Source organism: Paraflavitalea pollutisoli, assembly GCF_029360705.1.
Lineage (GTDB): Bacteria > Bacteroidota > Bacteroidia > Chitinophagales > Chitinophagaceae > Paraflavitalea > Paraflavitalea pollutisoli.
The window spans coordinates 292,375-316,394 of sequence record NZ_JARKMX010000014.1; the positions used below are offsets into that span (position 1 = coordinate 292,375).

17 protein-coding genes and 1 tRNA gene are annotated in these 24,020 nt (G+C 49.0%); 9 read left to right on the top strand and 9 right to left on the bottom strand.

Features of this window, described 5'->3' with window-relative positions; genetic code table 11:
- Positions 1 to 228: 228 nt before the first annotated feature.
- Positions 229 to 1,278: a DUF5694 domain-containing protein gene (locus P2W70_RS31790; RefSeq protein ID WP_276485645.1), complete on the bottom strand. Its 1,050-nt coding sequence runs from the start codon at positions 1,276 to 1,278 to the stop codon at positions 229 to 231.
- A gap of 418 nt (positions 1,279 to 1,696) precedes the next feature.
- Here P2W70_RS31790 and P2W70_RS31795 point away from each other — a divergent pair, with 418 nt between their 5' ends.
- From P2W70_RS31795 to P2W70_RS31815, 5 genes are all read left to right on the top strand, one after another.
- Positions 1,697 to 3,079, top strand: coding sequence for an IPT/TIG domain-containing protein (locus P2W70_RS31795; RefSeq protein WP_276485646.1), 1,383 nt, complete (start codon positions 1,697 to 1,699; stop codon positions 3,077 to 3,079).
- 103 nt (positions 3,080 to 3,182) lie between these two features.
- Positions 3,183 to 6,269 carry a SusC/RagA family TonB-linked outer membrane protein gene (locus tag P2W70_RS31800; RefSeq protein ID WP_276485647.1) on the top strand — a complete coding sequence of 1,029 codons (3,087 nt, stop codon included), beginning with the start codon at positions 3,183 to 3,185 and terminating at the stop codon, positions 6,267 to 6,269.
- A gap of 5 nt (positions 6,270 to 6,274) precedes the next feature.
- Positions 6,275 to 8,293: a RagB/SusD family nutrient uptake outer membrane protein gene (locus P2W70_RS31805; RefSeq protein ID WP_276485648.1), complete on the top strand. Its 2,019-nt coding sequence runs from the start codon at positions 6,275 to 6,277 to the stop codon at positions 8,291 to 8,293.
- A gap of 83 nt (positions 8,294 to 8,376) precedes the next feature.
- Positions 8,377 to 9,378, top strand: a complete 1,002-nt coding sequence (locus P2W70_RS31810) for a DUF4973 domain-containing protein (RefSeq protein WP_276485649.1) — start codon at positions 8,377 to 8,379, stop codon at positions 9,376 to 9,378.
- A 38-nt stretch (positions 9,379 to 9,416) separates the two neighbouring features.
- Positions 9,417 to 10,952, top strand: coding sequence for a family 43 glycosylhydrolase (locus P2W70_RS31815; protein ID WP_276485650.1), 1,536 nt, complete (start codon positions 9,417 to 9,419; stop codon positions 10,950 to 10,952).
- A gap of 87 nt (positions 10,953 to 11,039) precedes the next feature.
- On the opposite strand, the gene P2W70_RS31820 is transcribed toward P2W70_RS31815, so the two are convergent.
- From P2W70_RS31820 to P2W70_RS31840, 5 genes are all read right to left on the bottom strand, one after another.
- Positions 11,040 to 11,567, bottom strand: a complete 528-nt coding sequence (locus P2W70_RS31820) for a DUF3237 domain-containing protein (RefSeq protein ID WP_276485651.1) — start codon at positions 11,565 to 11,567, stop codon at positions 11,040 to 11,042.
- A 78-nt stretch (positions 11,568 to 11,645) separates the two neighbouring features.
- A complete protein-coding gene (locus tag P2W70_RS31825) occupies positions 11,646 to 12,503 on the bottom strand; it encodes an RNA polymerase sigma factor (RefSeq protein ID WP_276485652.1) in 858 nt (285 codons plus the stop codon).
- Positions 12,504 to 12,554: 51 nt separating this feature from the next.
- Positions 12,555 to 13,358: an SDR family NAD(P)-dependent oxidoreductase gene (locus P2W70_RS31830; RefSeq protein ID WP_276485653.1), complete on the bottom strand. Its 804-nt coding sequence runs from the start codon at positions 13,356 to 13,358 to the stop codon at positions 12,555 to 12,557.
- Positions 13,359 to 13,789: 431 nt separating this feature from the next.
- Entirely contained in the window at positions 13,790 to 13,921 is a 132-nt protein-coding gene (locus tag P2W70_RS31835; RefSeq protein ID WP_276485654.1) for a hypothetical protein, read from the bottom strand.
- Between the two features lie 569 nt (positions 13,922 to 14,490).
- Positions 14,491 to 14,564: transfer RNA gene (locus P2W70_RS31840), tRNA-Pro, on the bottom strand.
- A 117-nt stretch (positions 14,565 to 14,681) separates the two neighbouring features.
- Between P2W70_RS31840 and P2W70_RS31845 the strand changes: the two genes are divergently transcribed.
- The 4 genes from P2W70_RS31845 (at position 14,682) to P2W70_RS31860 (ending at position 18,062) form a co-directional block, all read left to right on the top strand.
- Complete coding sequence (locus tag P2W70_RS31845; protein ID WP_276485655.1) at positions 14,682 to 15,545, top strand: AraC family transcriptional regulator; 864 nt, start codon at positions 14,682 to 14,684, stop codon at positions 15,543 to 15,545.
- 104 nt (positions 15,546 to 15,649) lie between these two features.
- Complete coding sequence (locus P2W70_RS31850) at positions 15,650 to 16,324, top strand: response regulator transcription factor (protein WP_276485656.1); 675 nt, start codon at positions 15,650 to 15,652, stop codon at positions 16,322 to 16,324.
- The gene (locus P2W70_RS31855; RefSeq protein WP_276485657.1) at positions 16,321 to 17,370 is read left to right on the top strand and encodes a sensor histidine kinase; all 1,050 of its coding nucleotides are present in this window, start codon (positions 16,321 to 16,323) and stop codon (positions 17,368 to 17,370) included. Before P2W70_RS31850 ends, P2W70_RS31855 begins: the two co-directional genes overlap by 4 nt.
- Positions 17,371 to 17,435: 65 nt before the next feature.
- Entirely contained in the window at positions 17,436 to 18,062 is a 627-nt protein-coding gene (locus P2W70_RS31860) for a histidine phosphatase family protein (protein ID WP_276485658.1), read from the top strand.
- Positions 18,063 to 18,592: 530 nt separating this feature from the next.
- Here the strand turns inward: P2W70_RS31860 and P2W70_RS31865 are convergent.
- The 3 genes from P2W70_RS31865 to P2W70_RS31875 form a co-directional block, all read right to left on the bottom strand.
- Complete coding sequence (locus tag P2W70_RS31865; RefSeq protein WP_276485659.1) at positions 18,593 to 19,816, bottom strand: DUF4374 domain-containing protein; 1,224 nt, start codon at positions 19,814 to 19,816, stop codon at positions 18,593 to 18,595.
- Between the two features lie 33 nt (positions 19,817 to 19,849).
- Positions 19,850 to 22,225, bottom strand: a complete 2,376-nt coding sequence (locus tag P2W70_RS31870; protein ID WP_276485660.1) for a TonB-dependent receptor — start codon at positions 22,223 to 22,225, stop codon at positions 19,850 to 19,852.
- A gap of 186 nt (positions 22,226 to 22,411) precedes the next feature.
- On the bottom strand, positions 22,412 to 24,016 hold the full coding sequence (locus P2W70_RS31875) for a PepSY-associated TM helix domain-containing protein (protein ID WP_276485661.1): 1,605 nt from the start codon (positions 24,014 to 24,016) through the stop codon (positions 22,412 to 22,414).
- Positions 24,017 to 24,020: the final 4 nt, after the last annotated feature.

Here is a 24,020-nt window from a genome sequence, read left to right on the forward strand (position 1 = left end):
TTCAGTCCGCGTTCCTAAGCGAGCTCAGGATGCTACTGTAAACAGAAAACCCGCAGCAGTCGCTGCGGGTTTGTGTTGGTCGGGACGAAGAACCAATTGACTATCGTTTGAACTTGTGTTCTATGTCTCTTGCGAATGCCTTTCTTTCTTTTAGTAAATGCTTTCTCATAAACCCATTGCCTACGCTGTTGAGCCAGGCCGAAACATTGGCTTATTTATTCGGTACAACTAAAACTCGTTTATATTTCTTACCCGAACCTGCGGCATAGTGCGGAAAATATCCTGCATGTATTTTCTATGATTGGCACCAGCCATCACCACTATTCGCCTAACGCCCGCTTTACGGGCACGGTTTACTACATTGTCGCACATGCCTTTGTTTCGCATGAGCCACCAATGGATCTTCGACAGCATTACTTCTTTGGGGAAGTTTTGCATGTCATACATGTCGGGCAAATAGAAATCACCCGATGCCGAGATGGCTGCCGCCTCATCCGTATTCAGCCACTCGGTCACCCTTTTCGAATACCGTTCAATAGAATCATATTTGGCATAACCGTTGTTGATCCTGGTAAGATGGGACTTTAATTCGTTTTTAAATGCCTGATTTGTATCCTTGCGGAATACAGCAAATTTAGTGTCAAACGCGGCCCAGGAGGCGCCCCAATTCAAGTCATAATCCTGGCAATCCATGGAGAGCAGTTCCCTGATGCCCAATTGTTGCATCAAGGGAAACGCGATCACGGCATATTCCGAGGTTTTTAACCGCTTCATGCTTCTTCCTGTCGTATCCAGCTTGGGACTCAGTAAACTATCGACATATCTTTCGAGTGAAGTATTGGGCGCTCGCTGCAGGTAGTCGAATACTTTCCAGAACTGATAATGCCCGTTCGCGACATCCTGGTTTAGGTAATAGGCGTGGGAAAGATCAGCTTTAATATAATAATTGGCAGTATCCAACAGGGCTCTTTTCTTCAAGCTGTCTATCCTCCCCGCCAGTAGCGCTTGGGGAATGTGGCGGTTTTTCTCCAGGGTTTGCAGTCTTTTGACGTTATCCGCTTTACACCAGTAGTCCATCACCAGCCTTTCGTCTTCGCTGCTGAGAAATTCTCCAAAAAAGGCAGTAGGACGGAAATCTCGAATTTTTCGATGAATGCCGGAGAAATCCTGCGCAGGATAGCCGCTGTAGTTGTGGGAAACACCTATCAACATAATATCCAACTGTTGGGCAATCACACTGCCTGGCATAAAACAAAGAAGAAAGATGATCCATTTCATATTGACGGATTGTATGAAACCGCTCGCTGCGGTGTAGCTTTTGATCCGCTAAGATATTGATAATACGGATCAGAACATGTTGCAAAAAATCATGTAGTTTTCATGCTACTCGAAACGGCTGGATTGCCTGGGGTCATCCAGGTGATGGTACATGTCCGTTACCACGGGCATCTATATCTATTTTTTTGCTCATACAAGATTGGAACAAAAAGACAAAAGATGGAATAATGCGCTTCGTCAAGGTTAGGTATTTTTCCATTGCAATAGAAACTGCCTATTGCCTATATAAGTACCAAACGATTGCAGGCAGTACTCAATAATCGGAATAAAAGCAGCGTCTTCTGCGAGACGCGAGGTCTTTTGCCCCTTGTTTGATGTATACCTGTTTAAGCTTTTTATAAACCAAGACAACGCCATTATGAAATTGAACCCGCAGAAACCTTATGCGCTTATTTTGTTGCTATTCCTATGTTCAAGCACTTTTTATTCCTGTAAAGAAGACGGACTTGTAGACAGCAAACACGACCCCTCCAAAACGACCGTCTTTTCAGATTTCTCACCCAGAACAGGAGCAGTTAGAACACGCCTGTACATTTACGGAGACAATTTTGGGACAGATATCTCTTTGATCCGCGTATATATAGGCGACAAAGAGATCAAGGTAGTCGGCGCCAATGGAAAACAAATTTATTGTTGGGTGCCTGGCCAAACGGCTACCGGGAAAGTACGGGTAGTAATCAATGAGACCTCGGGCAAAGTGGAACATACCTTTGAAGATCTATTCACGTACACCAATAGTACCACGGTGGGCACGCTCCTCGGCAACGTAGACGAGCTGGGCAACTCCTCCATCGTGGATGGGGCCTTTGAAGAGGCCAGGTTTTCGTATCCAGGCTGGGTAAGCTATGAGCCGGAAACCAATGTACTGTTTGTAACAGAATTGGACCGGGCCGTAAGACGGGTAGACCTGAACAACAGAACAGTATCTACGCTGGTTACCAATGGGCAGGCTTCCTTTACCAAGATGCAGACCACCACGCTCAGCGCCAATAAGGACACCTTGTTTCTGGGGGATGATAACGCAAACGTAACAGCCAGAACCAAGGTAGCCGTAGCCTACACACTGCGTTCGGAAAACTATCGCCGTGTACATCCTTACATCTACGATCCCGCCTGCTTTTCCACTGCACCGCATCCGGTAACCAACGAAATGTTCTACAATGGCTTTCAGGGTGTAAGTATCAAAAAAGCCATTCCGGATCCGGTCACGGGTGACCTTAACCCCAAACTGTTGTTCCTGGTAGGAGGAAGTACGAACAGTAATTCATTGATCTTCTTCCATCCCACCGGTAACTATGCTTATATCGTAATGCCTACCCGCATTTATAAGAGTATTTACAATTGGAATACACGCGAACTGGAACCTCCTATCCTCTTTGCAGGAAGCGCTACTGCAGGCGATGTGGACGCCATAGGCACATCAGCCCGGATACGCAAAGCTTACCAGGGGGTATTTGTAAAAAACCCTGCTTATGCAGGGCAGGCAGATGAATACGACTATTACTTCTGTGACCAAACCAACCAAAGCATCCGCATACTAACGCCAACCGGGGTAGTCACCACTTTTGCAGGTAAAGGCAGCCCCACGCCCGACGGTAGCGTAAGGGGGTATATTGACGGCGATCCGAGAACGGAAGCCCGTTTTGCCGACCCCTCCGGTATAGATTATGACCCCGTTCGGAAAATATTTTACATCGCAGAGCGCGATAATAAACGCATTCGAACCATCACAGCCGAATAAAAACACAACACTTCCCACCTTTTATTTTAACCCATTGCGCGGTTGCGTCAGCCACTATATGCAGTAGTGAGAAGCAGCCCAGGCAATGAATGAATACACACTTATGAAAATAATTGTCTCTGTATTAATGGCAATTGTTGGTGCTGTTACCTGTACCTACGCGCAGGATACCGCCCACATTGCCGCGACACCGACCGGTACAGTGATCGTTACCGGCACGATCGTCAATGAACAGAAAGATCCGATACCGGGCGTCACCGTTACCATTAAAGATCAGCCCGGATTGGGTATCACTGCCAACGAAAAGGGAGTATACTCCATAAAGGCCAACAAGTACCAGTGGCTCGTTTTTTCGCACCTGAGCTTTGTACAGCAAGAGATCCTGATAAAGGACACGCTGGTCATCAATGTAACCCTCAAAACATCCGACAAGAAAGCCATGGATGAGGTCATTGTAACCGCTTTAGGACGTCAGAAAAAAGCGACCGTAACAGGAGCCATCACAACGGTCGATGTATCCACGCTCAAAACATCCACTTCCAGCATTACCAATGCGCTGGCAGGAAACGTATCGGGCGTACTGGCTATGCAGGGTAGCGGGCAACCGGGCAGCAACTCCTCCGAATTCTGGATACGGGGTATATCCACATTTGGAGCGGGCACATCAGCGCTTGTTCTGGTAGATGGTTTTGAAAGAAGCCTTAACGAGATCAATATTGAAGACATTGAAACCTTTACCGTACTTAAAGACGCCTCTACCACAGCCATCTACGGCTCGCGGGGGGCAAACGGCGTGGTGTTGATCACCACCAAAAAAGGTAAAACAGATAAGGTAAGCATCAATGCCAAATACGAAGGATCTTATAACACCCGCACCTTTACGCCCAAGTTCGTCGATGGGTACACCTATGCCAGTTTGATGAATGAAGCGCGCATCACCCGGAACGAGGAGCCGTTTTATACAGAGGAAGACCTTGCACTTATCAGGAACCAATTGGACCCCGACCTATTCCCCGACATCAGTTGGATGGACATGTTCCTGAAACCCGGTGCTTTGACGCAGCGTGCCTCCCTCAATTTCGACGGTGGTGGCTCGCTGGCGCGCTATTTCGTATCCGGCAGCTATATCGATGAAGGTGGCATGTACGAAACCAGCGAAAACCTGAAAGGCTACAACACCAATGCCAACTACAAACGCTGGAACTATCGGGCGAATGTAGATATGAACCTTACTTCAACCACGTTGGTAAGGGTGGGGGTAAGTGGTAGCTTAGGTAAGCAAAACCTGCCGGGTGGTACTTATGACGAGATATGGGCCTCCCTCATGGGGCAAAACCCTATCTCGATCCCCATCAAGTATTCTACCGGCCAGGTGGCGTCGAGAGGAGGTGCGGAAAGGCAAAACCCATGGGTCCTGATTACCCAACAAGGCTATATTGAAAACTGGCAAAACAAGATTCAAACGAACGTTACCCTCGAGCAAAACCTGAAATTCATTACGCCCGGCTTACGTTTTGTAGGACGCTTTGGTTACGACAACAACAATAACAACTACATCCGCCGAATGAAATGGCCCGAAGGATGGATGGCAGAACGGCAACGTGAGTCAACCGGAGAACTGCGGCTAAAAAGATCCATTACCGAACAGCTGCTTACCCAGCGCTCCGATGCAACCGGCGACAGGGCCGAAACCTTCCAGGGAGAAATGCACTATACCAAAACCATTCAAAGCCACAGTTTTGGAGGAATCGTTCAATATACCCAGGAGAAAAAGGTGAATACCTCCAATTATGCCGAAGATTTGATGCAGGGTATAGAGCGTCGCAATCAACGGCTGGCAGGCCGGTTTACCTATGGCTACCGCTCCCGTTATTTCTTTGATATAAACTTTGGCTATAACGGTTCAGAGAACTTTGCGGCCGGCCATCAGTTCGGACTGTTCCCTGCCGTGTCCGGTGCCTGGAACGTGGCCGAAGAAGATTTTATACAGAAAAAACTCCCCTGGATGGACATGTTCAAGATCCGCTATTCCTATGGAAGAGTGGGGAACGATTACATGCCGGTACGATTTCCTTACCTCGCCTCTTTCAGCACAAACGTCGACGCAGGCTACAACTGGGGCGATCTCGAAAGTAGAAATAGCTATCCCTCCCTCTCCTACTCACGGGTAGCTTCCAATACAATCACCTGGGAGATATCTACCAAACATGATCTTGGGCTGGATTTTTCTTTTTTCGGAGACAAGTTCGGCGGTGCACTCGATTATTTTCATGAGCAGCGCGACGGCATTTATATGGAAAGACAGTTCATCCCCGACATTGTGGGGTTGAAAGGACAGGATCCCCGTGCCAACGTAGGCTCTACCCTATCCAGTGGCTTTGATGGACAATTGAAACTATCTCATCAGATCAACAAAGTAAGCCTTACCCTGCGTAGTACCATGACCTATAGTCGCAACAAAATACTGGAAGCAGATGAACAGTATAGCAACTACCCCTATACAACCCGGGCAGGTTTCAGGGTCAATCAAAACAAAGGACTCGTAGCATTGGGGCTATTTGAAAGTTATGATGATATCCGCAACAGCCCTACCCAAAGTTTTGGGCGGGTAGCACCGGGCGATATTAAGTATAAGGACATTAACGGCGATGGCGTTATTAATGACAATGATATTGTAGCTGTTGGCGCCACCCGTTACCCGAATCTCATTTACGGTTTTGGTCTGTCGGCCAACTGGAAAGGTTTTGATGCCAGTTTCTTATTTCAGGGAGCCGGAAAATCCTCTTTCTTCATCAATGGGTTCACGGTGTATCCCTTTAGCCAGGGAGACTGGGGCAATATACTCGCTGATGTGGTAGAATCTGGTCGCTGGATGTTGGGCAAGAATGAGGATCCCCATGCCGCCTACCCCCGGCTGAGCTATAACGGAAGTGCCAATAATTACCGGGCATCCACCTACTGGCTACGGGAGAGTTCTTACCTGCGGTTAAAAACGATAGATGCCGGATACACTTTTCCCAAAGCCATCACCAACAGGATAGGTGTCAAAACAATGCGCATTTATTTCCTGGGCACCAACCTGCTTACTTTCTCCCCATTCAAGATGTGGGATCCTGAAATGAACAGCACCAACGGACAGGCTTATCCATTGGCCAAAACATTCACCTGCGGCTTAACCATCAACCTTTAATACCCATGACGATGAAGAAAAAACAACTGATGATTGGCATGTTATTAACAGGCGTGATAGCCTGTTCGATATCCTGCAAAAAGTACCTGAACGTAGAGCATTACTTCAATGACCGCCAGAGCGAGGAGCGTATCTTCAAAAGCAAAGACTATACAGAGCAATGGCTCGCCAATGCCTATAGCGCATTATTGAACAACAACCTCGAAATGGGGGCTACCGGTAATAACCTGACCAACTATTCGGATGACATGTACTTTAACGAATCGTCCGGGGGCAATGGAGAAAGGTTCCGAAGGTTCAAATTCGGCGAATACGACCATACCTGGCTCCAGTCCTGGTCTCAATCCTATGGCGGCATCCGTCAGGCATCCGTCATGCTGCACAGCCTATCGGATGGCAGCACATTCACCGAGAGCCAGGTTACAGGGTATAAAGCGCAGGCCCGGTTTGTGCGCGCTTACCTCTATTGGCTGTTATTGCGCAAGTATGGCCCAGTGCCCATTATGCCTGATAAAGGGGTTGACTATGATGACACCTACGACAACCTCTCCTACCCACGCAACACGTATGAGGAAGTGGCAGGCTTTATAGCCGAAGAGATGGCATTGGCGGCGAAAGATCTTCCCCTGAAATGGGACAATCGCAATATTGGCCGCCCCACGCGCGGGGCAGCATTGGCTACCCGCGCCAAAGCGTTGCTCTTCGCCGCCAGTCCACTGGCAAATGGCAATCCGGAAATGGCCGACTTTACCAATGATGAGGGAAAACCATTGATTGCCCTGCAATACAGCGAAGAAAGATGGGCCAGGGCAGCAGCTGCCTGCAAGGATGTTATCAACCTCGGCATATACAAGCTCTACACAGCGGCGGCTAAAACTAGAGGAACTACGGATTACCCGGCTACCATTGCCCCACCCCATCACCCGGAGTATTCAGCGCGGAATTTTCCTGATGGCTGGGCAGACATTGATCCTTTCGAATCTTACAGGTCGGTCTTCAATGGAGAATTGTATGCTTCCGAAAACCCTGAAATGATATTTACCCGGGGAGACAACCAGATCAATGCAGAAGGAGGTATTATGGCATTGGCCAGACTCCAGATGCCGAAGACCGGAGGGGGATACAATTCGCATGGCCTTACACTGAAGCAATGCGATGCTTACAGCATGAACGACGGAAAACCTTTCGACAGGCAGGCCATACGCAATCAGTACGGCAGCAATATGTTTGTACTGCCAGCTGAAGTAAATGCCTTTAAGCCATTATTGGCCAATGTATGGAAAGAATTTGCCAACCGCGAACCCCGGTTTTATGCTTCCGTGGCCTTCAGCGGTGCACTTTGGACCATGTCCAGCGCGGTAAGCAATCTGCCCACCGTTACCAACCAGCAGATATTTTATTACCGGGGAGAGTTTAATGGTTATATAAATGGAGATACCTGGTTGCCGACCGGCATTGGCATCATGAAATTCGTGAACCCGAAAGACAACAACAGTGGAAATGGCGGAAAGATCTTTCCCAAAGTAGACCTTGCCATACGGTACGCAGATATCCTGTTGATGTATGCCGAATCACTGAATGAACTGACCGGCACTTATAACATTCCTTCCTGGGATGGCACCGCTAGCTATGCAGTATCCAGGCTTGAAGAGGACATGAAAAAAGCCGTAGGGCAAGTACGCATCCGGGCTGGCATACCAAACTTCGATCAATCCATATATGGCAGTAAAGAGGACCTGCGTAAAAAAATAAAGCAGGAACGGCAGGTGGAGTTTCTGGGCGAGAACCAGCGATACTACGACCTGCGTCGATGGAAAGATGCGCCTGTAGATGAAGCAGAGCAGATATACGGCTTTAATACTTTTATGACCAAGGCGCAGGCTGCCCTGTTTCACACGCCGGTACGCGTACCCTTATTACAAACTACCTTTTCCAGGAAAATGTATTTCTGGCCGATTGATTGGGATGAGCTGAGGAAGAACAAACGCCTGAATCAATCGCCCGGCTGGCCATCATTCGATTGATCAAAAAACGGCTTGACTTTGCTATAATAAACGGTCCGTATCATCAAACGGGCTTCCTGTCACTAAAGATTCAAAAATTACGCATGAAAAGTTTACAGCAATATATTATGATAGGCCTGTTGGGCATGGTGCTCAACTCCTGTACTGCCGAATGGGAGGATGAGCTTTATATACAGATGGTGTCCTTTAAAACCACGCTGAACAGCGAAGGGGTTGCCCCGGTTTACCTGAGATACAACAAAAATGGGGAGGTGACCTACAATTTACCGCTCATCGTCAGTGGGTCTCAGCCCAACCAATCGGACAAGTATGTTAAAATAGAAGTGGATAACGATACACTCACTATTTATAACAAGGAAAAGTATCAGCATCGCACCGATCTCTATTTTAAACAACTGCCTGCCAGTTATTTTGAATTGTCTTCGCCAACCTGTTTGATTCCAAGGGGATCAAATACGCAGAACTTTCCCATCAAATTCAAATTTGACAACTTAGACCTGGTGGAACGGTATGTGTTGCCACTTACCATCAAAGAAGATCCGGCTTATATCACCAATACCCGTAAGGGCTGGCGGAAAGCTTTGCTGAACGTGATACCCTTTAATGATTATTCGGGCAATTATTCCGCCACTTCCATGAACGCCTATCTGGATGGTCAGACTACCAACCCGCTCGTATCCAGCACCAGGACGGCCTATGTAGTAGATGAAAAATCGGTGTTCTTTTACGCCGGCGTAACCGAAGAAAGGGGAGAATCCCGGGGCGCCTATAAAGTTGTCATGGAATTTTTAGCGCCTGTAAAAGAAGGCAACGGCGACGAGGTAGGGGCATTGAATGTGTACGCAACCAACCCTGCCATCAATTTTGAAATGCTTGGCCAGCCAACCTATAAGCTCACAAAGACGGTAGACCCCACGAAGAAATACCTGGCAAAACAATATTATACAGTCAACCTCCGGTATAAATACGACGACATCACCACCATGCCTGGCATACCGGTGAGGTACAGCGTGGAAGGGTCAATGACTATGGAGCGCCAGCGAAACATACTCATTCCCGATGAAGACCAGGCCATTGAATGGTAAGGGCAACAACAATCAACCAGTATCACAAACACATGCAAATGAAAACATTCATTATAACGATAGGCATACTCGGTGGCATAATACTGTCTGCCGCCTGCCAAAAAGCAAAAGAACGTTATTACGACCCATTGCCGGAAAAACCTACCGGGCCTCCACCGCCAACAGGAGAATGGGCGGGATTTACGCGTGATAGCTTGTTTTTTAATCCCATTATGACGGGAGGACCTGATCCCTGGGTGACGCAGAAGAATGGTGTTTACTACTACACGTATACGCAGGGTAGTAAGCTCGTGATACTGGAGACCAAAAACCTGTCAGAGCTTGCTTCCGCACGCAGGTATGATGTGTGGACACCAGCGGCAGGCCACCCCTACTCCAGGAATTTATGGGCCCCCGAACTGCATGAGATCGATGGCAAATGGTATTTTTATTTTGCGGCAGATGACGGTAATAATGCGAACCACCGAATGTATGTAGTGGAAAACAGTTCCCCTACACCTGTAGAAGGCACCTGGGAGTTGAAGGGCAAGGTAGCTGATCCTACAGATGAATGGGCCATAGATGGAACAATACTGCAGTATAATGGCCAAATGTACATGATCTGGTCGGGGGGAAATGCAGGGGCTCCTCCACAAAATATCTATATCGCTAAAATGACCAATCCCTGGACAATTTCCAGCGAAAAAGTGATGATCGCCACCCCCAATTATACCTGGGAAAAAAATGGCAACCCCATCAATGAAGGACCGCAGGTACTTGTCAATCCGCAAGGGCGGGTCTTTGTCATCTATTCGGGCAGTGGGTACTGGGTAGACGGCTATTGCCTGGGCCAACTTACGTTGAAAGAAGGCGGAGATCCCATGGATCCGGCTGACTGGACAAAAAAGAATCACCCCGTTTTTTCTATGCGTTCGGAAAGCAGCATCTTTGGCCCTGGGCATAACGGCTTCTTTAAATCGCCTGACGGCAAGGAAGACTGGATTATTTACCATGCCCGTTCTGTTGCCAATAGCAGCAGTGGAGCCCGCAGCCCAAACATACAACGCTTCCAATGGAATCCTGACGGATCGCCTAATTTTGGGCTTCCGTCTATAACTGCTGCTCCTCAGATACGTCCGTCTGGTGAACCGTGGCGTTATATCCATCCTACAACCCAATGGTCAGTTACCGGATTTAGTTCGGAAGAGTCCGCCAGCGGTCGCCTGGCTTCTGCCATTATTGATGGCAACCTGACTACCATATGGATAACACGGTACTCTACAGATGCAACGGATTACCCCCATCACTGGGTAACGATTGACATGGGCGCCCAGGCTACGGTAGACGGATTTATTATATCGCAGAAGGAAGGTGATCGCAAGATCAAAGAGCTGGAAATACTCATCAGTAATGACAACAATACCTGGGAAAGCACTGGTATATTTATGCTTAATGATGTTAACCTGCTGCGCCAGTTCATTGATCTGCCGCAAACCAAACAGTTGCGTTATTTTAAACTCGTCCCCAGATCCGGCCACGATACGCAAAAGCAACCGGGCCTGGCAGAAGTGTCAACCTTCCGGTTTAAAAGTTAGTGTTCCGGTATAAAAGCGGCGCTACAAACCCTTCAGGTCCCATGACCTGAAGGGTTCAGTTCCAGCAAGCCACAAAATGAGAACGATTTACTGAATTGTATAAATCCGGTAATTCACTTTGCCCGAAGCAGGAAAACTACCTACACCTATCGCCACGGTGTGATTAAGCCAGGCATACCTCGGATGGCTTGTTTCAAATGACACCGCTGTTCGGAAATAATAATCAGCAGCAGCCAGCTCACCACCTTTTCCAGCACCAATCATAGCGAAGTTTTTTGCACTCGTGTGATTATATCCAGAATAGGTCATGTAAATAAGCGCGCCTTCATCAGTTTCAATAGTAGTGCGAACGTCTACTTTAAAGGTGGCGGAATCAAGCACAAGTCCCCACTCTCCGCTACCTGCTACTATTTTACCTTTTATTTTATCGCCTGTTACAACGCCTTCCCTGAACGGAAAAATGATCCGTGTTCCTCTTAATACAGGTCCAACCATCTGTGGAGGCTGGAGATCGATCGCCAAATCAAATAAAAACTGAGACTTCAATTCCTGCGCAAAGAGCTGCTGATGAAAAAACAGGGCGCCAATAAATAGGGAGAAGATAATTTTTTTCATACTACATGGTTGTATTTTAGTAAATGCGTTAAAAGTATTATTACTATAATGGTTGACTTGCTTCAAGTGCCAATACGGTTAGCCTGTTTTATCCTGGGGCAATTCAAAAAAGTTACTTACTTCTCCGATTGCCGTCTTGGTACACCTGAAAATAATATCATGCAAGTCGGTTCCTGAACTGTCTAGTGGATCAATGGCTTTTACAAGAGTGGTTCTCATTTTAAATAGTTCCGCCCGGTCAAACTTTGTCGATCCCTTTACCAATTCAAGTTTCATCCGTTGCTCTTGCTGATCTTGCTTAGGATTAAATATTCCATTCAGTTGGCTGCATTGGTCGCAGGGGCCATTTTTATTGATCAGGGCACACCTGTTATCAAAAATGCTTGTCATGGTATCCCGGGCGTAGATCAGGAGGTGTTTTACTATTCCTTCCGTTTTATCGAGAATGAGGCTGATCTCTTTCACAGAAAAATTATAAATATCCTTTAAGATCAACGCCACCTGATGTTCGATGGGTAAGGTTTTCGAAATGCAGGTGAAACAAAAATCGATATGTTCCTTCATTTCGTAAGCCCCGGCATTGGAAGTCTGGTGAACAATCCGGAAGGCTTGTCCGATCTCTTCCGTGCCGATGGCCAACATCGCTCCCTGATCCTGGGCATCAGCTGGCCATCTTTTTAATTTCCGCAAGTGATCATAAGCCAGGTTGGTGGCTATGCTGAATACCCAGGTCTTGAGTGACGAGTTCTGATGGAAGGTGGATATTCTGTCAAACGCCCTGATGAAAGTATCATGTGTCAGGTCCTCCACATCATTCCGATCGGTGAGTAGGCGGTAGAGATAGGATCTCAATGGGCTTTGAAATTCCGCAAACAAAGATTGGAACGAATTGATATCGCCGGCCATCGCCTTTTTAAGGATTTCTTCGCTTTCCATGTATTCAATTTAGTACTAGTTTATAAAGTGGACCGAAGCCCGATAGGTAAATTATAGTAAATTGAGCTTTCCGCAATCTACATCAACGATATGGCTGTTGAATAGTACCCCGTTTTCAGAAGCCAGGAAGGTAGCCGTCTCCGCTACTTGTTTCAATGTCGGTCCTGATCCCAGGATATCGAATTTTTTGTATTGTGCAGTCATATCTTCCTTGGAAACGCCTAATTGTTGAGAAAAGTCACTGATCATTTCCGATATCTTATAGGACTCGTAAATGGCGCTGGAGCAAATGCAGGTCACCTTGATCCCATGCTGGCCAAACTCCGCAGCCATTACCCTCGTCAATCCTTCAATAGCGGCACAGGCGGAGGCGAACCCAGCCATATTAGGGGTCTTGGTTCTCGACATAGAGGCGTTGAATAGTAAGATGGTGCCTTCGGATCCGGATTGGATCATATGTCTTGCGGCGCTCCTTGAAGTAAGGAATTGCGAGCCACAGATACTTTGCAAAGGATGCAGGAATTGCTCGAATGTGGCCATTGTCGTGGGCGTTCCGCTACCCGCATCCCTGTAATAGCTCCCGATGCCATTGAATACAATATCCAATTGTCCGTTATCAGCAACGACCTGTTGTAAATAGGCGTCGATCTCGGTTTCGTTCAACGCGTCAACTGTTCCTGCTTCGGCCTGGCCACCGCCTGCTTTGATCTCGTCGGCAAGGGCTTTTACTTTTGTGAGTTTACGGCCGGTGACATGCACTTTTGCGCCGTGTTGTGCGAAAGACCGGGCAACTGCTCCGGCAATTTCTCCGGAGGCCGCAAATACGACTGCTACTTTTCCTTTTAATAGCTCCATTTTTAAGGCGTTTATATTTTGGACGTATGGGCGTTCCAAAACGGTCGGGATTTTTGAAAAAAATGACCAAAGACCACCTTGCAGCTGCCTCTTTCCCAGCTTGGATAATCAGAATCATACTTAAATCATTGATTTGCATGATGTCCTCAATAGCTTACAAGTGCGGCAGTGGTACAAGTTCTCCGGCTGGTGCCAGTAGATCTGTCCCAACGTCCAAGTGCACCTTGGTTTCCTTGAAAAATAAAAGTAATGGAAGTGAAGGATTGAAGTGATGCGGAAGCAGGTCCTGTATTTTGTTCTGTAATAGCCAAAAACAGCTACGATAGCCATGCCGATCAGGAGGCATGGCTAATGCGGTTCGTTTTGCCTCCTTGCGGGTTGGGGAGGCAAGGACGGCCAACGCGCTTGTTGCCGTCCCTGCATGATAGGAGTTACTTTCCCTGCGTACTTGGCAGGGGTGCCCCTGGTAAAAATTCTTTTTGACCTTCGCCCGCCTTGCGACCGACAACTGTACCTACCAATGCGGCTACCAGCAGGGCGATGGTTAACATAAACTTGAGCATAAGTAATAGATTAAGATGATTAAATGTTCATCAAGACTACCACTGCGACATGCAATGACCAGGGCTTTGCAGCATGCAGCTGTTTACAGCTCCTCATCCACAGCATCGCAGCGGCGTGGAAGTTAAGTCATCTTTACACTGAACGAAGAACCATTCGATCAATGTAGCCGTTGCTAGACATACAATAACTGGCGCCGACAAATGGTGTTGAGGCGTGAATCGTGTCGTTTATCGAAAAATATACCTGTTAGACAGTTCAGGAACGAAGGGCCGGCTGTTATTGACCATCGGCATATGGTAGTGCAATGATGGCACTATCGTTTACCTCCCCACCAGTTCCTTTATCTTATTCCTCATTACCGCGTATTCTATCATCAGACTAAAGATGGTTGCTGCTTTCGGTTAAGGGAGTGAGATAACCAGGCCATCCAGGTTTTCCCACATATTACCCAAGCAACCTAGCTTCGACTTCGTCGAAGCCGTTTTGTGTTTCCGTCCGCTCCATGAGCAAGCTCAGGTCGCTACCGTAAACACAAAACCCGCAGCTTTCGCTGCGGGTTCCTTGTTAGTCGGGACGACTGGATTCGAACCAGCGACCTCTTCGTCCCGAACGAAGCACGCTACCGGGCTGCGCTACGTCCCGAACTTGGGGATAAAAGAGCAAACAAATGTAATTGACTGCCTGCATTTTTCAAAAATCCTGGCCTTCCCCACCCTCCCCCTTCAGAATCTCTTCAGATTTCTCCCCTTTATTCGCGCGATGATGCATGTCGCGGCTCCCCTGTACACCCACCCCCATTTCCAGGTATTCCATGTTCGGTTCAAATCGGCACCAGCCGACACCTGGCCCTGCAAGGGCGACTACCCCATCTCCCTCTTCTTTTGCACCAAAGGCGCCCAGGCCAGCCTCACCGTTAACAACAAACTGCTCTCGCCAGCTTTCCTCTCCTGGAAAAAGGTCAACCTCCTATTCCGGGGCAACCAGACCGCCCTACTCACCTGGAACGCCACCGCCATCACTGAGTTCATCGAGATCAGGCTCAAAGCCGCCTACCTCTCCCAACTCATCCACTCCACCCCGTCCGAATGGCCGGCCCTCTTTCACCTCGACAGCCCCGTCAAGCAGGTTTTCTACAGCCAGCAGGCACGCCCGCTGCAACCCGAAAACAACCAGGTCGTCAACAACATCATTCACGCTTCCCTGAAGCCCACCCGCTACCAGGATCTTGTATTCGAAGCCATGGTCATGGAAGCGGTAGCCCATGCCTGCTCACAACTACAACAGGCCATCACGCCCGACAAACTCCCCGAATCGCATACCCAGATCGCCCTGCAGGCCCAAAAACACATCAACGCCAACAAAGGCCGCAAACAATTCACCATCATCGGCCTCGCCCAACAGCTCGGCACCAACGAAACCACCCTCAAGCAGGCGTTCAAAGCCACCTTCGGCAAAACCCTCTTCCGTTACTACCAGGAACGCAATATGCAAGGCGCCAAAGAAGCCCTCCAGGCCGGCCAGTCCATCACAGATGTAGCAACCAAATACGGCTATCTCCACATCGCCCATTTCTCCGCCGCCTTCAAGAAAGAATTTGGCGTACCGCCCTCCCGCATGCACTAAAGGGAAATCCTCGCGCCATACGCTGTTTACGCCTACATTTGCAGACAGAACAGGTCCCACCACCACTTCAGCATTCCTTCAAACTTGAACCATCATTTTGACCGATGAAGATCCTGATCATAGAAGACGAAGAGACCCTCGCGCAAAGTATTGGCGCTTATCTGTCGGATGAAAGCTACCTGTGCGAGTATGCGGCTACCTTCAAAGCCGCCATGGACAAGATCGACGTATTCGAATACGACTGCATCGTGCTGGACCTGATGTTGCCGGGTGGTGATGGCATGAAGATCCTCTCAGCACTGAAGCAGCAAAACAAACAGGATGGGGTGATCATTGTGTCGGCCAGGAACTCGCTGGAAGATAAAATTGAAGGGCTGCAACTGGGTGCCGACGATTACCTCACCAAACCCTTTCACCTGTCGGAACTGGCTGCACGGATCTACTCCATCATCCGCCGCAAGCAGTTTGGCAGTGCCAATATCATCGAGCAGCATGAGCTCACCATCAACCTGCAGGCCAAGACGGTACTGATCAACGAGCAGCCCGTGACGCTAACACGCAAAGAATTCAACCTGCTGCTGTATTTCATCAGCAACAAAAACAAGGTCATCTCCAAAAGCGCCCTGGCCGAGCACCTGTCGGGCGAGGTAGCCGATATGATGGACAATTACGACTTCGTATACGTGCACATCAAGAACCTGAAAAAGAAACTGCAGGAAGCCGGCGGGGGCAATTACCTAAAAACATTGTATGGGTCAGGTTATAAATGGGAAGTATGAGTAAGCTATTGAACCTGTCGCTGAAAAAGATGATCGTCTTTGCCGTCACCGTACTGGTGTGCAGCATTCCTGTCTATTATGTCATCTTCACCAAGCTATGGCAGATGGAACTCGACGAGCACCATATCATCCTTACCGATGAAGCTGGCCGCGAAGACAGTTACCTGATCATCGTGATCCTGACCGGCCTCACGGTCCTGTTCCTGGTATTGCTGCTGGTGGGCTTTATCCTGCTCAACCGGTCCATCTCCAAAAGGCTCTGGAAACCCTTTTACCACAGCCTGGAAAAGATCCGGCATTTCGACCTCAACCAACGGGAAAAACCCAGCTTCGAGGCCACCGAGATCGATGAATTCAAGGCACTCAACCAAAGCCTGGATAAACTCATCGGCAGCAGCATTGCTGCGTACAACCAGCAAAAGGAATTTGCCGACAATGCGTCGCATGAATTGCAGACACCCCTCGCCATCGTACAATCCAAACTGGAATTGCTGATGCAAAACCAGTCGCTGACCACCGAGCAGTACGCCATCATCGAAGAAACCCTCAAGGCACTGTCGCGCGTCACCCGCATCAACAAAAACCTGCTGTTGCTCACCAAGATCGAGAACAGCCAGTATATGGATCGGGCCACCATCGACCTCTCGGCCTTGTTGGAAGAAACCATCCATACCTTCACGCCCTTTGCCCAATCGAAGGACCTGGAATTAAGCAGTGCTATCCCACCCGGCATTACGCTCGAGGGCAACCGGATATTGGTGGAGATCGTCTTAAACAACCTCATCACCAATGCCATCCGGTATTGCACCCCGCAAGGCGGTATCACCGTAAATCTTTCCCCGGGCAAACTGGTGATCGCCAACAGCGGCCTCGAAAAGCTACGCCAGGAACAGCTGTTCAAGCGCTTTGGCACCACTTCTTCCACCAAACCCGGTACAGGATTGGGATTGGCGCTGGTGAAGCAGATCAGCCAGCGGTATGGCTGGGAGGTACGCTATCGGTTCGAGAACAACTGCCATTATTTCACCCTGGCCTTCCAATCATAATGATCTTCTAATCCGATCAAATCTCCGATTGCCCTAACTTTGCGCCCTTTAAGAGCGCATCAATTATGGATAAAGAGTTGTATATCATCAGACATGGAGAAACAGATTACAACAAGCTGGGCATTGTGCAGGGCAGAGGCGTCAATACCGACCTTAATGCACTGGGCAGACAACAGGGGGAAGCCTTTTACCAGTACTATAAGCAACTGGGTTTTGATAAAGTATATACCTCTGCGCTGAAGCGTACCCATCAGACTGTAAAGAACTTTATTGAAGATGGTCTGGCCTGGGAGCAATTGCCGGGGCTCGATGAACTGTCTTTTGGTATCTGGGAGGGTAAGCACAGCAAGGAAGATTGGATCAGCGCCTTCCGCGACATGAATACCAATTGGCAGGGCGGACAATGTGACCTGGCTTTTGAAAAAGGGGAAAGTCCCAACCAGGTGGCCGCACGCCTGCAGGAAGCCATGGATATCATCCTTTCCAGGCCCCACGAAAAACGGGTACTCGTGTGTATGCATGGTCGTTCGTTGCTGGTACTGATGTGCCTGCTCACGCAATCACCGATCAGCCAGATGAGCAGCTTTGGTCATAGCAATACCTGTCTTTATCGTGTGTCTGTTAAGAACGGGCAGTTCACGATCATCGAGGCGAATGACATCCGTCACCTGGCGAACCCCGTGGAAGCCTAGCGGCATATACGCCAAAAAACTTGGCAAACCGCTGCCTGCAAGCTACCGCAGCAGCATAAACGCCAATAAATAGACAAGAACATATCGCAATCAATCAGTTAGCTCTATTTTACCGCCACGTAGCCACCTCCTTGCCTGCAACTTGCCTTCTTCTTGCCTGCACATTGCCTGCGCTCTCTATGTAAGACAGGCCTTTTGTAGAAGGTGTGCAGGCAATATGCAGACAATAAAGGGTAAATCAGGCGTTAATTCCGCTGCCAATCACCGCCTCATCACACAACATCGCTGCTAAATGCATTTAAAACCCGCCAGAATCTCCAAAAAAATCAAAACAGACCCAACCATTCATCCGAACATCAACTGGCTAAAAAGGGCCTAGAATCGGTCTACAATTTTTAGTGAAAAAGTACCCGGTAAATTCGGGCATTTTAACCTTTTTTTTGATTAGCCAAATTATTTGGCAAAACGTGTAAAAAAGCAAAAAGGCCAGCAGTTAACCTGCCGGCCTTTTTGCCCCTATCAGTAGCTACTTATTTGATCTTTTCGAGGCGCAGGATATAGTCGATACCACCGATGAACTCGGCTCCGGCTTTTAAACCGCCCGTAGCCGGATCATATTCCCAGATATAATCCTTGTCGGCGCTATTCACCGCAATATACGCCTTACCATCTTCCACGATCACGGCCTGTACCATACGCTCACCCTTGTCTGCAGGCAGGTCAAGTTTTTTGATAAACTGGCCGGTCTTCACGTTGATGACAGAGAAAGAATGTTCTGCATCGATCGACTCACCGGCAATACGCGTACGAACAATCGCCTGCCCATTGCCAATATACCACATCGCGGGGCCTTTACCATTGGAGGTCTTGGCAGAGAAGTCGAAATAGTAGCTGGCGTCGAGTGTCGTTTCACCGCTTTTGATGCGGTAAACCACCGAAGGAGAAGTGTAGTCGTAGTTGTACACCGGATCGGTGATGAAATACAGGTCATTGTTCTCGTCGATGAAAGATGCCTGGGCATAGACGATCGGTCCGCCCGGTGTGGTGCTCCGAACATCGGTGATCGTATTGTTGAGCGTCATGGCGGGATAGTTGACCACTGCAATGCTCATCTGCTTGTTGACCGGCATATTGGGGTACAGCGACCAATCGTCTGATACAAACTGATAACCGATAAACAGTTTACCTGCCCGGTATTCGGCAAAACCAATGCTGTAGTTGGTAAAGGTGGCGCTGGGGAAGGCCGTAAAGGGCAGTTTCCCGTTGGTTACCGTCATATCCTTCACCTTCACGATCGAATAGCGGGCTTCGTTCACCTGCGTTTCTGTAGCACCCGTGCCGAAGATTACCAGTGTTTCGTTGTCCACCCATACATAAGAGCTCCAGTTGAGCCAGGTATAGGGTATCTCGCGGTCTACCACCACCGCCCCATTGGCTACATGGTATTTGCCAAAACGGCCGCTGCCGCTGTTGGCATGGTAGAAGAATCCGTCTTTCTGCAAAATATCCTGCGCGTATACCTTGCCGGTCATCTCGGCGCCATTGCCCTGTACGGTGATCGTGCCCGATGTGAGGGAAGGTACATTGGCGATATAATAGGCCGTATTGGGCCAGCTGCCTACGCAGACTACTGCAGCATATTGTCCTTCCTCTGGTTGATCACTGCCGTTGTTGTCGTCTTTTTTACAGCCAAACAGCGAAGCGACAGCCAGTGTAGCCAGCGCCAGGTTCCTGATAGCGAAAATTGGTTTCATGTTCTTGTTTATTCAATTTATAAGTGAGCGTTGTTAGCGTAAGAAATAGCGGAACTTCATCGAGAAAGCCCTGCCTGGTTTTTGCAACCTGAAATTGTCGAAGGCCAGGTTGTCGGTGATGTTGCGGCATTCGGCAGAGATATTATACTTGCCTTCCTGTAGCGAATAGGTCAGTGTGGCATTGTGCACCACCTGCGTGGGGATGATCGATTTACCGCTCGCACTGCCGAAAGCCTCCCAGGTCAGGTAAAACCAATGCACATATTGTGTATACCAGTTGAACTGCAGACGGGTGTGCTTGCCGATCAGGTCGTTTTTACCCAACCCCAGGCTCGCGTTGCCAAACAACCAGGGTTGGTTGGGTATCTTGTTCTTATAGGTAGCTTCGGGCGTATTGGAGGTCGTATTGCCAAACTTCGTCGTATTGATGGCGTGCTGGTAGGTCATGTTCACGTTCAACGACAGCAGGCTGCTGTACTCGTAGCGTACCTCGGCTTCCAGGCCGGTAATGCGTACACTTGATTTGTTCTCGTTCTTCAAAGCCTTCGAACGCTGATCCGGCACCGGGTAAATGAAATCCACCGCCTTGCGGTAAAAGCCGGAAGCCTCCGCATAGAAGCGATGCTGTTCTTTCAGCGTCTTGCCATAATACATACCCACATTCACATTCTGGCTGTTCTCAGGGCGCAGATCCGGATTGGGTTGTACGTTGAGGCCATCCCCAAATACTTCATCCACTTCCTGCAGGCGGTACGCTTTTTCATAAGAAGCCTTTATCCCCCACTCCGGCAAGATCTTGTACCGGGTGGCAATGCCGTAGCCGTAGTTGGGCTGACTTTGGCTTACCGGGGTATATACATTGTTGATCCATTTATTGGTGGTCAGGTGCAGGCCATAGTATTTACCAAAGAAGGTATTCACCCAGCGTTTGTCGAGCAGCTCCTGTTGGTAGGCCAATCCGGCGATCTGCTTGTTGAGGATACCCGGTTGTGGATCGTCAGTCGCCACCAGCTCATTGTAACTTTCGTTCTTGATGCGATCGTACGTATAGTTGAAGTTGAGCGAGTGTTGATCATTGATGGCATAACTCAGGTTGATACGGGCAAACTGCTTGGGGCGGTTCATGCGCGACAGGCTTTTCACGCTGTTCATTTCCGAGGCGCTTTTGGTGGTCCAGCTGCCATCCCAGTAATACTGGCGAAACAGGGTATCTGCCGTCCGGTAGCTGTCTTTCGACAGGGAGGCGAATACATTCAGGTTGAGTCCGTCGACGAACAGGTTGTTTTTCTTGTACCGCAGCGAGCCACTATAGGCCTCACTTTCGCGGTTCACCTTACCATATACGATGGTCTGCTCGAAACCGGTTTGCAGGTCCTGCTTACCCTTCGAATAGCCACCCGCAACAAACAGCGCGTCGGCCCAGGATTTACCGGCCACTCCTACTTCCACCTGGCCCATGGCCGACTGGTATTGGTCATGAAAACGTTTGATATCGGTGCGTACGAAACTGGCGCCATTGAGATCGGTGATCTCGTCGCCTTTGCGCACACCGCCTTGCAATATCTCTACATCCTTCATCGTGTAGTTGTTGTCGGAGTAGTTGTAGAAGGCAGTGCCTTTTACCATGATACCCGTTTTGAGATGCGTGTACTGGCCGGTAAAAGAAGCGCGGTGCGTGTTGAAGGAACCAAGGCTGTAGCTGGCATCGAGGTAATTGCGCTGGTGCTGTGTGGTAATGATGTTGATGGCCCCGCCCATGGCATCCGAGCCGAGGTGCACGGGTACTACGCCTTTGTATACTTCGATACGTTCGGACAGGTTGACGGGAATATTGTTGAGCGACAGGGCGCTGCCCAATATATCGGTCGGCACCCCATCGATAAAGTATTTGACTGATTTACCAGAGAGGCCGTTGATCGAGAAATTGAAATTGGAACCTAGCCCACCCTGTTCGCGGATACGCACCCCGGTGGTGAGGTTGAGTACCTGGTTGATATCGGCCGTGGTATTGGCAAACTGTTTCGTCTCGACCACATTCACCGAAAATCCGGATTGCTTCGGCTCCTGTACCTTGCCGGCTGCGGTTACCTTCACAGTCTGCAGTTCCTGCTGCGACTTGATGAGCGTTACCGACAAGGCCGTTGTACCGGCTGCCAATATATGTGTCTGCGTAGCGTAACCCGCATAAGAAACAATGATCGTTACAGCCCCTTTGGCATCTTTAATTTCGAAGTAACCCCGTTTATCGGTCATGGTGCCCCGGTTGGTTTCGCGAATGATCACACTGGCACCTGCCACAGGGCCTTCGGCGTCCTTCACATAACCGCTGATGGTTGCCACAGTTTGTGCGTTTGTAAAAAAGGGAATACAATACAAGGCCAGTAAGCACAGGAAGGTACGTGCAGTCATTGTTTTGATTACTGTTTAATTAGAATAGGTAGGCAGGCAAGGTTCGTGGGATAAGATCCTGATAAAATTTTTCCGGGTGCGAAGGTAATAGCACGCAAAAGTTATACAGGTACCAATCCGGAAAAACCGTTTACGCAGAAAGGAAATCTATGATCGTACAACCATCGCCATAGTATTGTGAGCCCATTATACGACAGCTGGTACCGGCTTAGCCACAGCTTGCTTCACCGATGAGGTTGCCCGCGCCTGTTTCCGCTTCGCCAGCCACCAACAGATAAAGCTGCCCGATGCTACAAGGATCCAGAAGGTATCGATGAGTAGTATATCGTGGTAGTGCCGCCCATAACTCACCCAGGGCCAGTTGCCCGTCACGAGGCCATTGGTGACGGGTATACAGATACCGATCACGGAACCTGCCAGCAGGCAATGACGGCAGATCTTATAAATGTCTTTCTGAAAGAGGAATCCGATACTGGTGGCCAGCCACAGCCAGAAATAAAAATGATAGAGAAAAGGTTTACCGCCATCGGGGTACAACTTCACTGCAATAAACGCAGCGGCGGTCACCGGGAACATACTCATACAAACAGACAGGTATACCCGGGTAAGCCATAGATTGAATGCCCGTTTCTTCTCGGGTATATTGTTCTTTTGCCGGGCAACCAGCCAGATCAACACACCGGAGATGATGACAAAGCAACTACAGATACCCAACAGAAAGTACATGATCTTGGTACCATAACCGCCGTACTCTCCAAAATGCAATTCGTACACAGCGTTCTCCACCACCTGCGCATAGTGGGGGCTCGAGGCGGGATCTTCTTCTTTCAGGATGGCACCGCTGGCGACGTCGAAAACCAGTTCGCCCCGGCTGTTGAACTGCTCCCCGCGTGGTAAGGCACCACCTACATGCACCTGCATGCTGGCATCGCCGTAATTCAATACTTCTACGTGGTTGATGATGGCCCTGTCCCATTTTTTAGCAGCCAGGTCTACATAGTGGTTTAGGTCGGGTTGCGCGGCGGCTTGTTGTTTCATGGCCAGCTCGTGCGACCCATAACCCAGTGCCGACCACAGCGAATCCGTTTTACCGCCGTACTGCATCTGCACGGTCGGCTGGGTAAACAGCGGAAAACTGATGAGGAAATAAGCGCCTGTTACGGCAAAGACAAACAGGAAGGGAAAGGTGATCACACCGAGGGCGGTGTGGAGGTCGGTCCAAACGGTTTTCAGTTTCTCCCAGGGGCGAAAGATATAAAAGTTGGACACGATCTTCTGCCAATGTACCAGCAAGCCGGTAATAAGGGCGAAGAGGAAAACAAAGGCGACACCACCCGCTATGTAGTAGCCGAGGGGAAAGCCTACCTCTGCAATATCATTTACCTGTGCGAGGAAGTGCAGGCGGTACAGGAACTCGCTCAGGTCGTATGAATCTTCGTATTTGGTAGCCTTGAAGGTTTCGGGATCGAGGTAAAAGAAGCCGCCTTCGGCTTTGTTGTGGACGGTGTCTTTCGATTCGGACACATACACACCGATCTGGCGGGCATGTGGCTGCATACTGATCGATACCTCACGACCATAGAGGTTGTGTTTGGTAGCGACGGTATCGATGACCTGGTTGAAATTGATGGAACGCCCCTCGAGATGTGGCATATTCTTTTGCCAGGCCGAGACTTCCGATTTAAAGAAAGAAAAAGAACCGGCAAAGAAGATCACGAACAGTACAGCGGAGATGATGATGCCGCTGATGGTATGGGTATGGAAATAAATATTGTAGCGCCTCAGGTTCATCAGG

Excerpts from the sequence above, each read along its gene's own strand:
- P2W70_RS31790 (WP_276485645.1), bottom strand. The coding sequence starts at position 1,278 with ATGAAATGGATCATCTTTCTTCTTTGTTTTATGCCAGGCAGTGTGATT.
- P2W70_RS31795 (WP_276485646.1), top strand. The coding sequence starts at position 1,697 with ATGAAATTGAACCCGCAGAAACCTTATGCGCTTATTTTGTTGCTATTC.
- P2W70_RS31800 (WP_276485647.1), top strand. The coding sequence starts at position 3,183 with ATGAAAATAATTGTCTCTGTATTAATGGCAATTGTTGGTGCTGTTACC.
- P2W70_RS31805 (WP_276485648.1), top strand. The coding sequence starts at position 6,275 with ATGACGATGAAGAAAAAACAACTGATGATTGGCATGTTATTAACAGGC.
- P2W70_RS31810 (WP_276485649.1), top strand. The coding sequence starts at position 8,377 with ATGAAAAGTTTACAGCAATATATTATGATAGGCCTGTTGGGCATGGTG.
- P2W70_RS31815 (WP_276485650.1), top strand. The coding sequence starts at position 9,417 with ATGAAAACATTCATTATAACGATAGGCATACTCGGTGGCATAATACTG.
- P2W70_RS31820 (WP_276485651.1), bottom strand. The coding sequence starts at position 11,567 with ATGAAAAAAATTATCTTCTCCCTATTTATTGGCGCCCTGTTTTTTCAT.
- P2W70_RS31825 (WP_276485652.1), bottom strand. The coding sequence starts at position 12,503 with ATGGAAAGCGAAGAAATCCTTAAAAAGGCGATGGCCGGCGATATCAAT.
- P2W70_RS31830 (WP_276485653.1), bottom strand. The coding sequence starts at position 13,358 with ATGGAGCTATTAAAAGGAAAAGTAGCAGTCGTATTTGCGGCCTCCGGA.
- P2W70_RS31835 (WP_276485654.1), bottom strand. The coding sequence starts at position 13,921 with ATGCTCAAGTTTATGTTAACCATCGCCCTGCTGGTAGCCGCATTGGTA.
- P2W70_RS31845 (WP_276485655.1), top strand. The coding sequence starts at position 14,682 with ATGATGCATGTCGCGGCTCCCCTGTACACCCACCCCCATTTCCAGGTA.
- P2W70_RS31850 (WP_276485656.1), top strand. The coding sequence starts at position 15,650 with ATGAAGATCCTGATCATAGAAGACGAAGAGACCCTCGCGCAAAGTATT.
- P2W70_RS31855 (WP_276485657.1), top strand. The coding sequence starts at position 16,321 with ATGAGTAAGCTATTGAACCTGTCGCTGAAAAAGATGATCGTCTTTGCC.
- P2W70_RS31860 (WP_276485658.1), top strand. The coding sequence starts at position 17,436 with ATGGATAAAGAGTTGTATATCATCAGACATGGAGAAACAGATTACAAC.
- P2W70_RS31865 (WP_276485659.1), bottom strand. The coding sequence starts at position 19,816 with ATGAAACCAATTTTCGCTATCAGGAACCTGGCGCTGGCTACACTGGCT.
- P2W70_RS31870 (WP_276485660.1), bottom strand. The coding sequence starts at position 22,225 with ATGACTGCACGTACCTTCCTGTGCTTACTGGCCTTGTATTGTATTCCC.
- P2W70_RS31875 (WP_276485661.1), bottom strand. The coding sequence starts at position 24,016 with ATGAACCTGAGGCGCTACAATATTTATTTCCATACCCATACCATCAGC.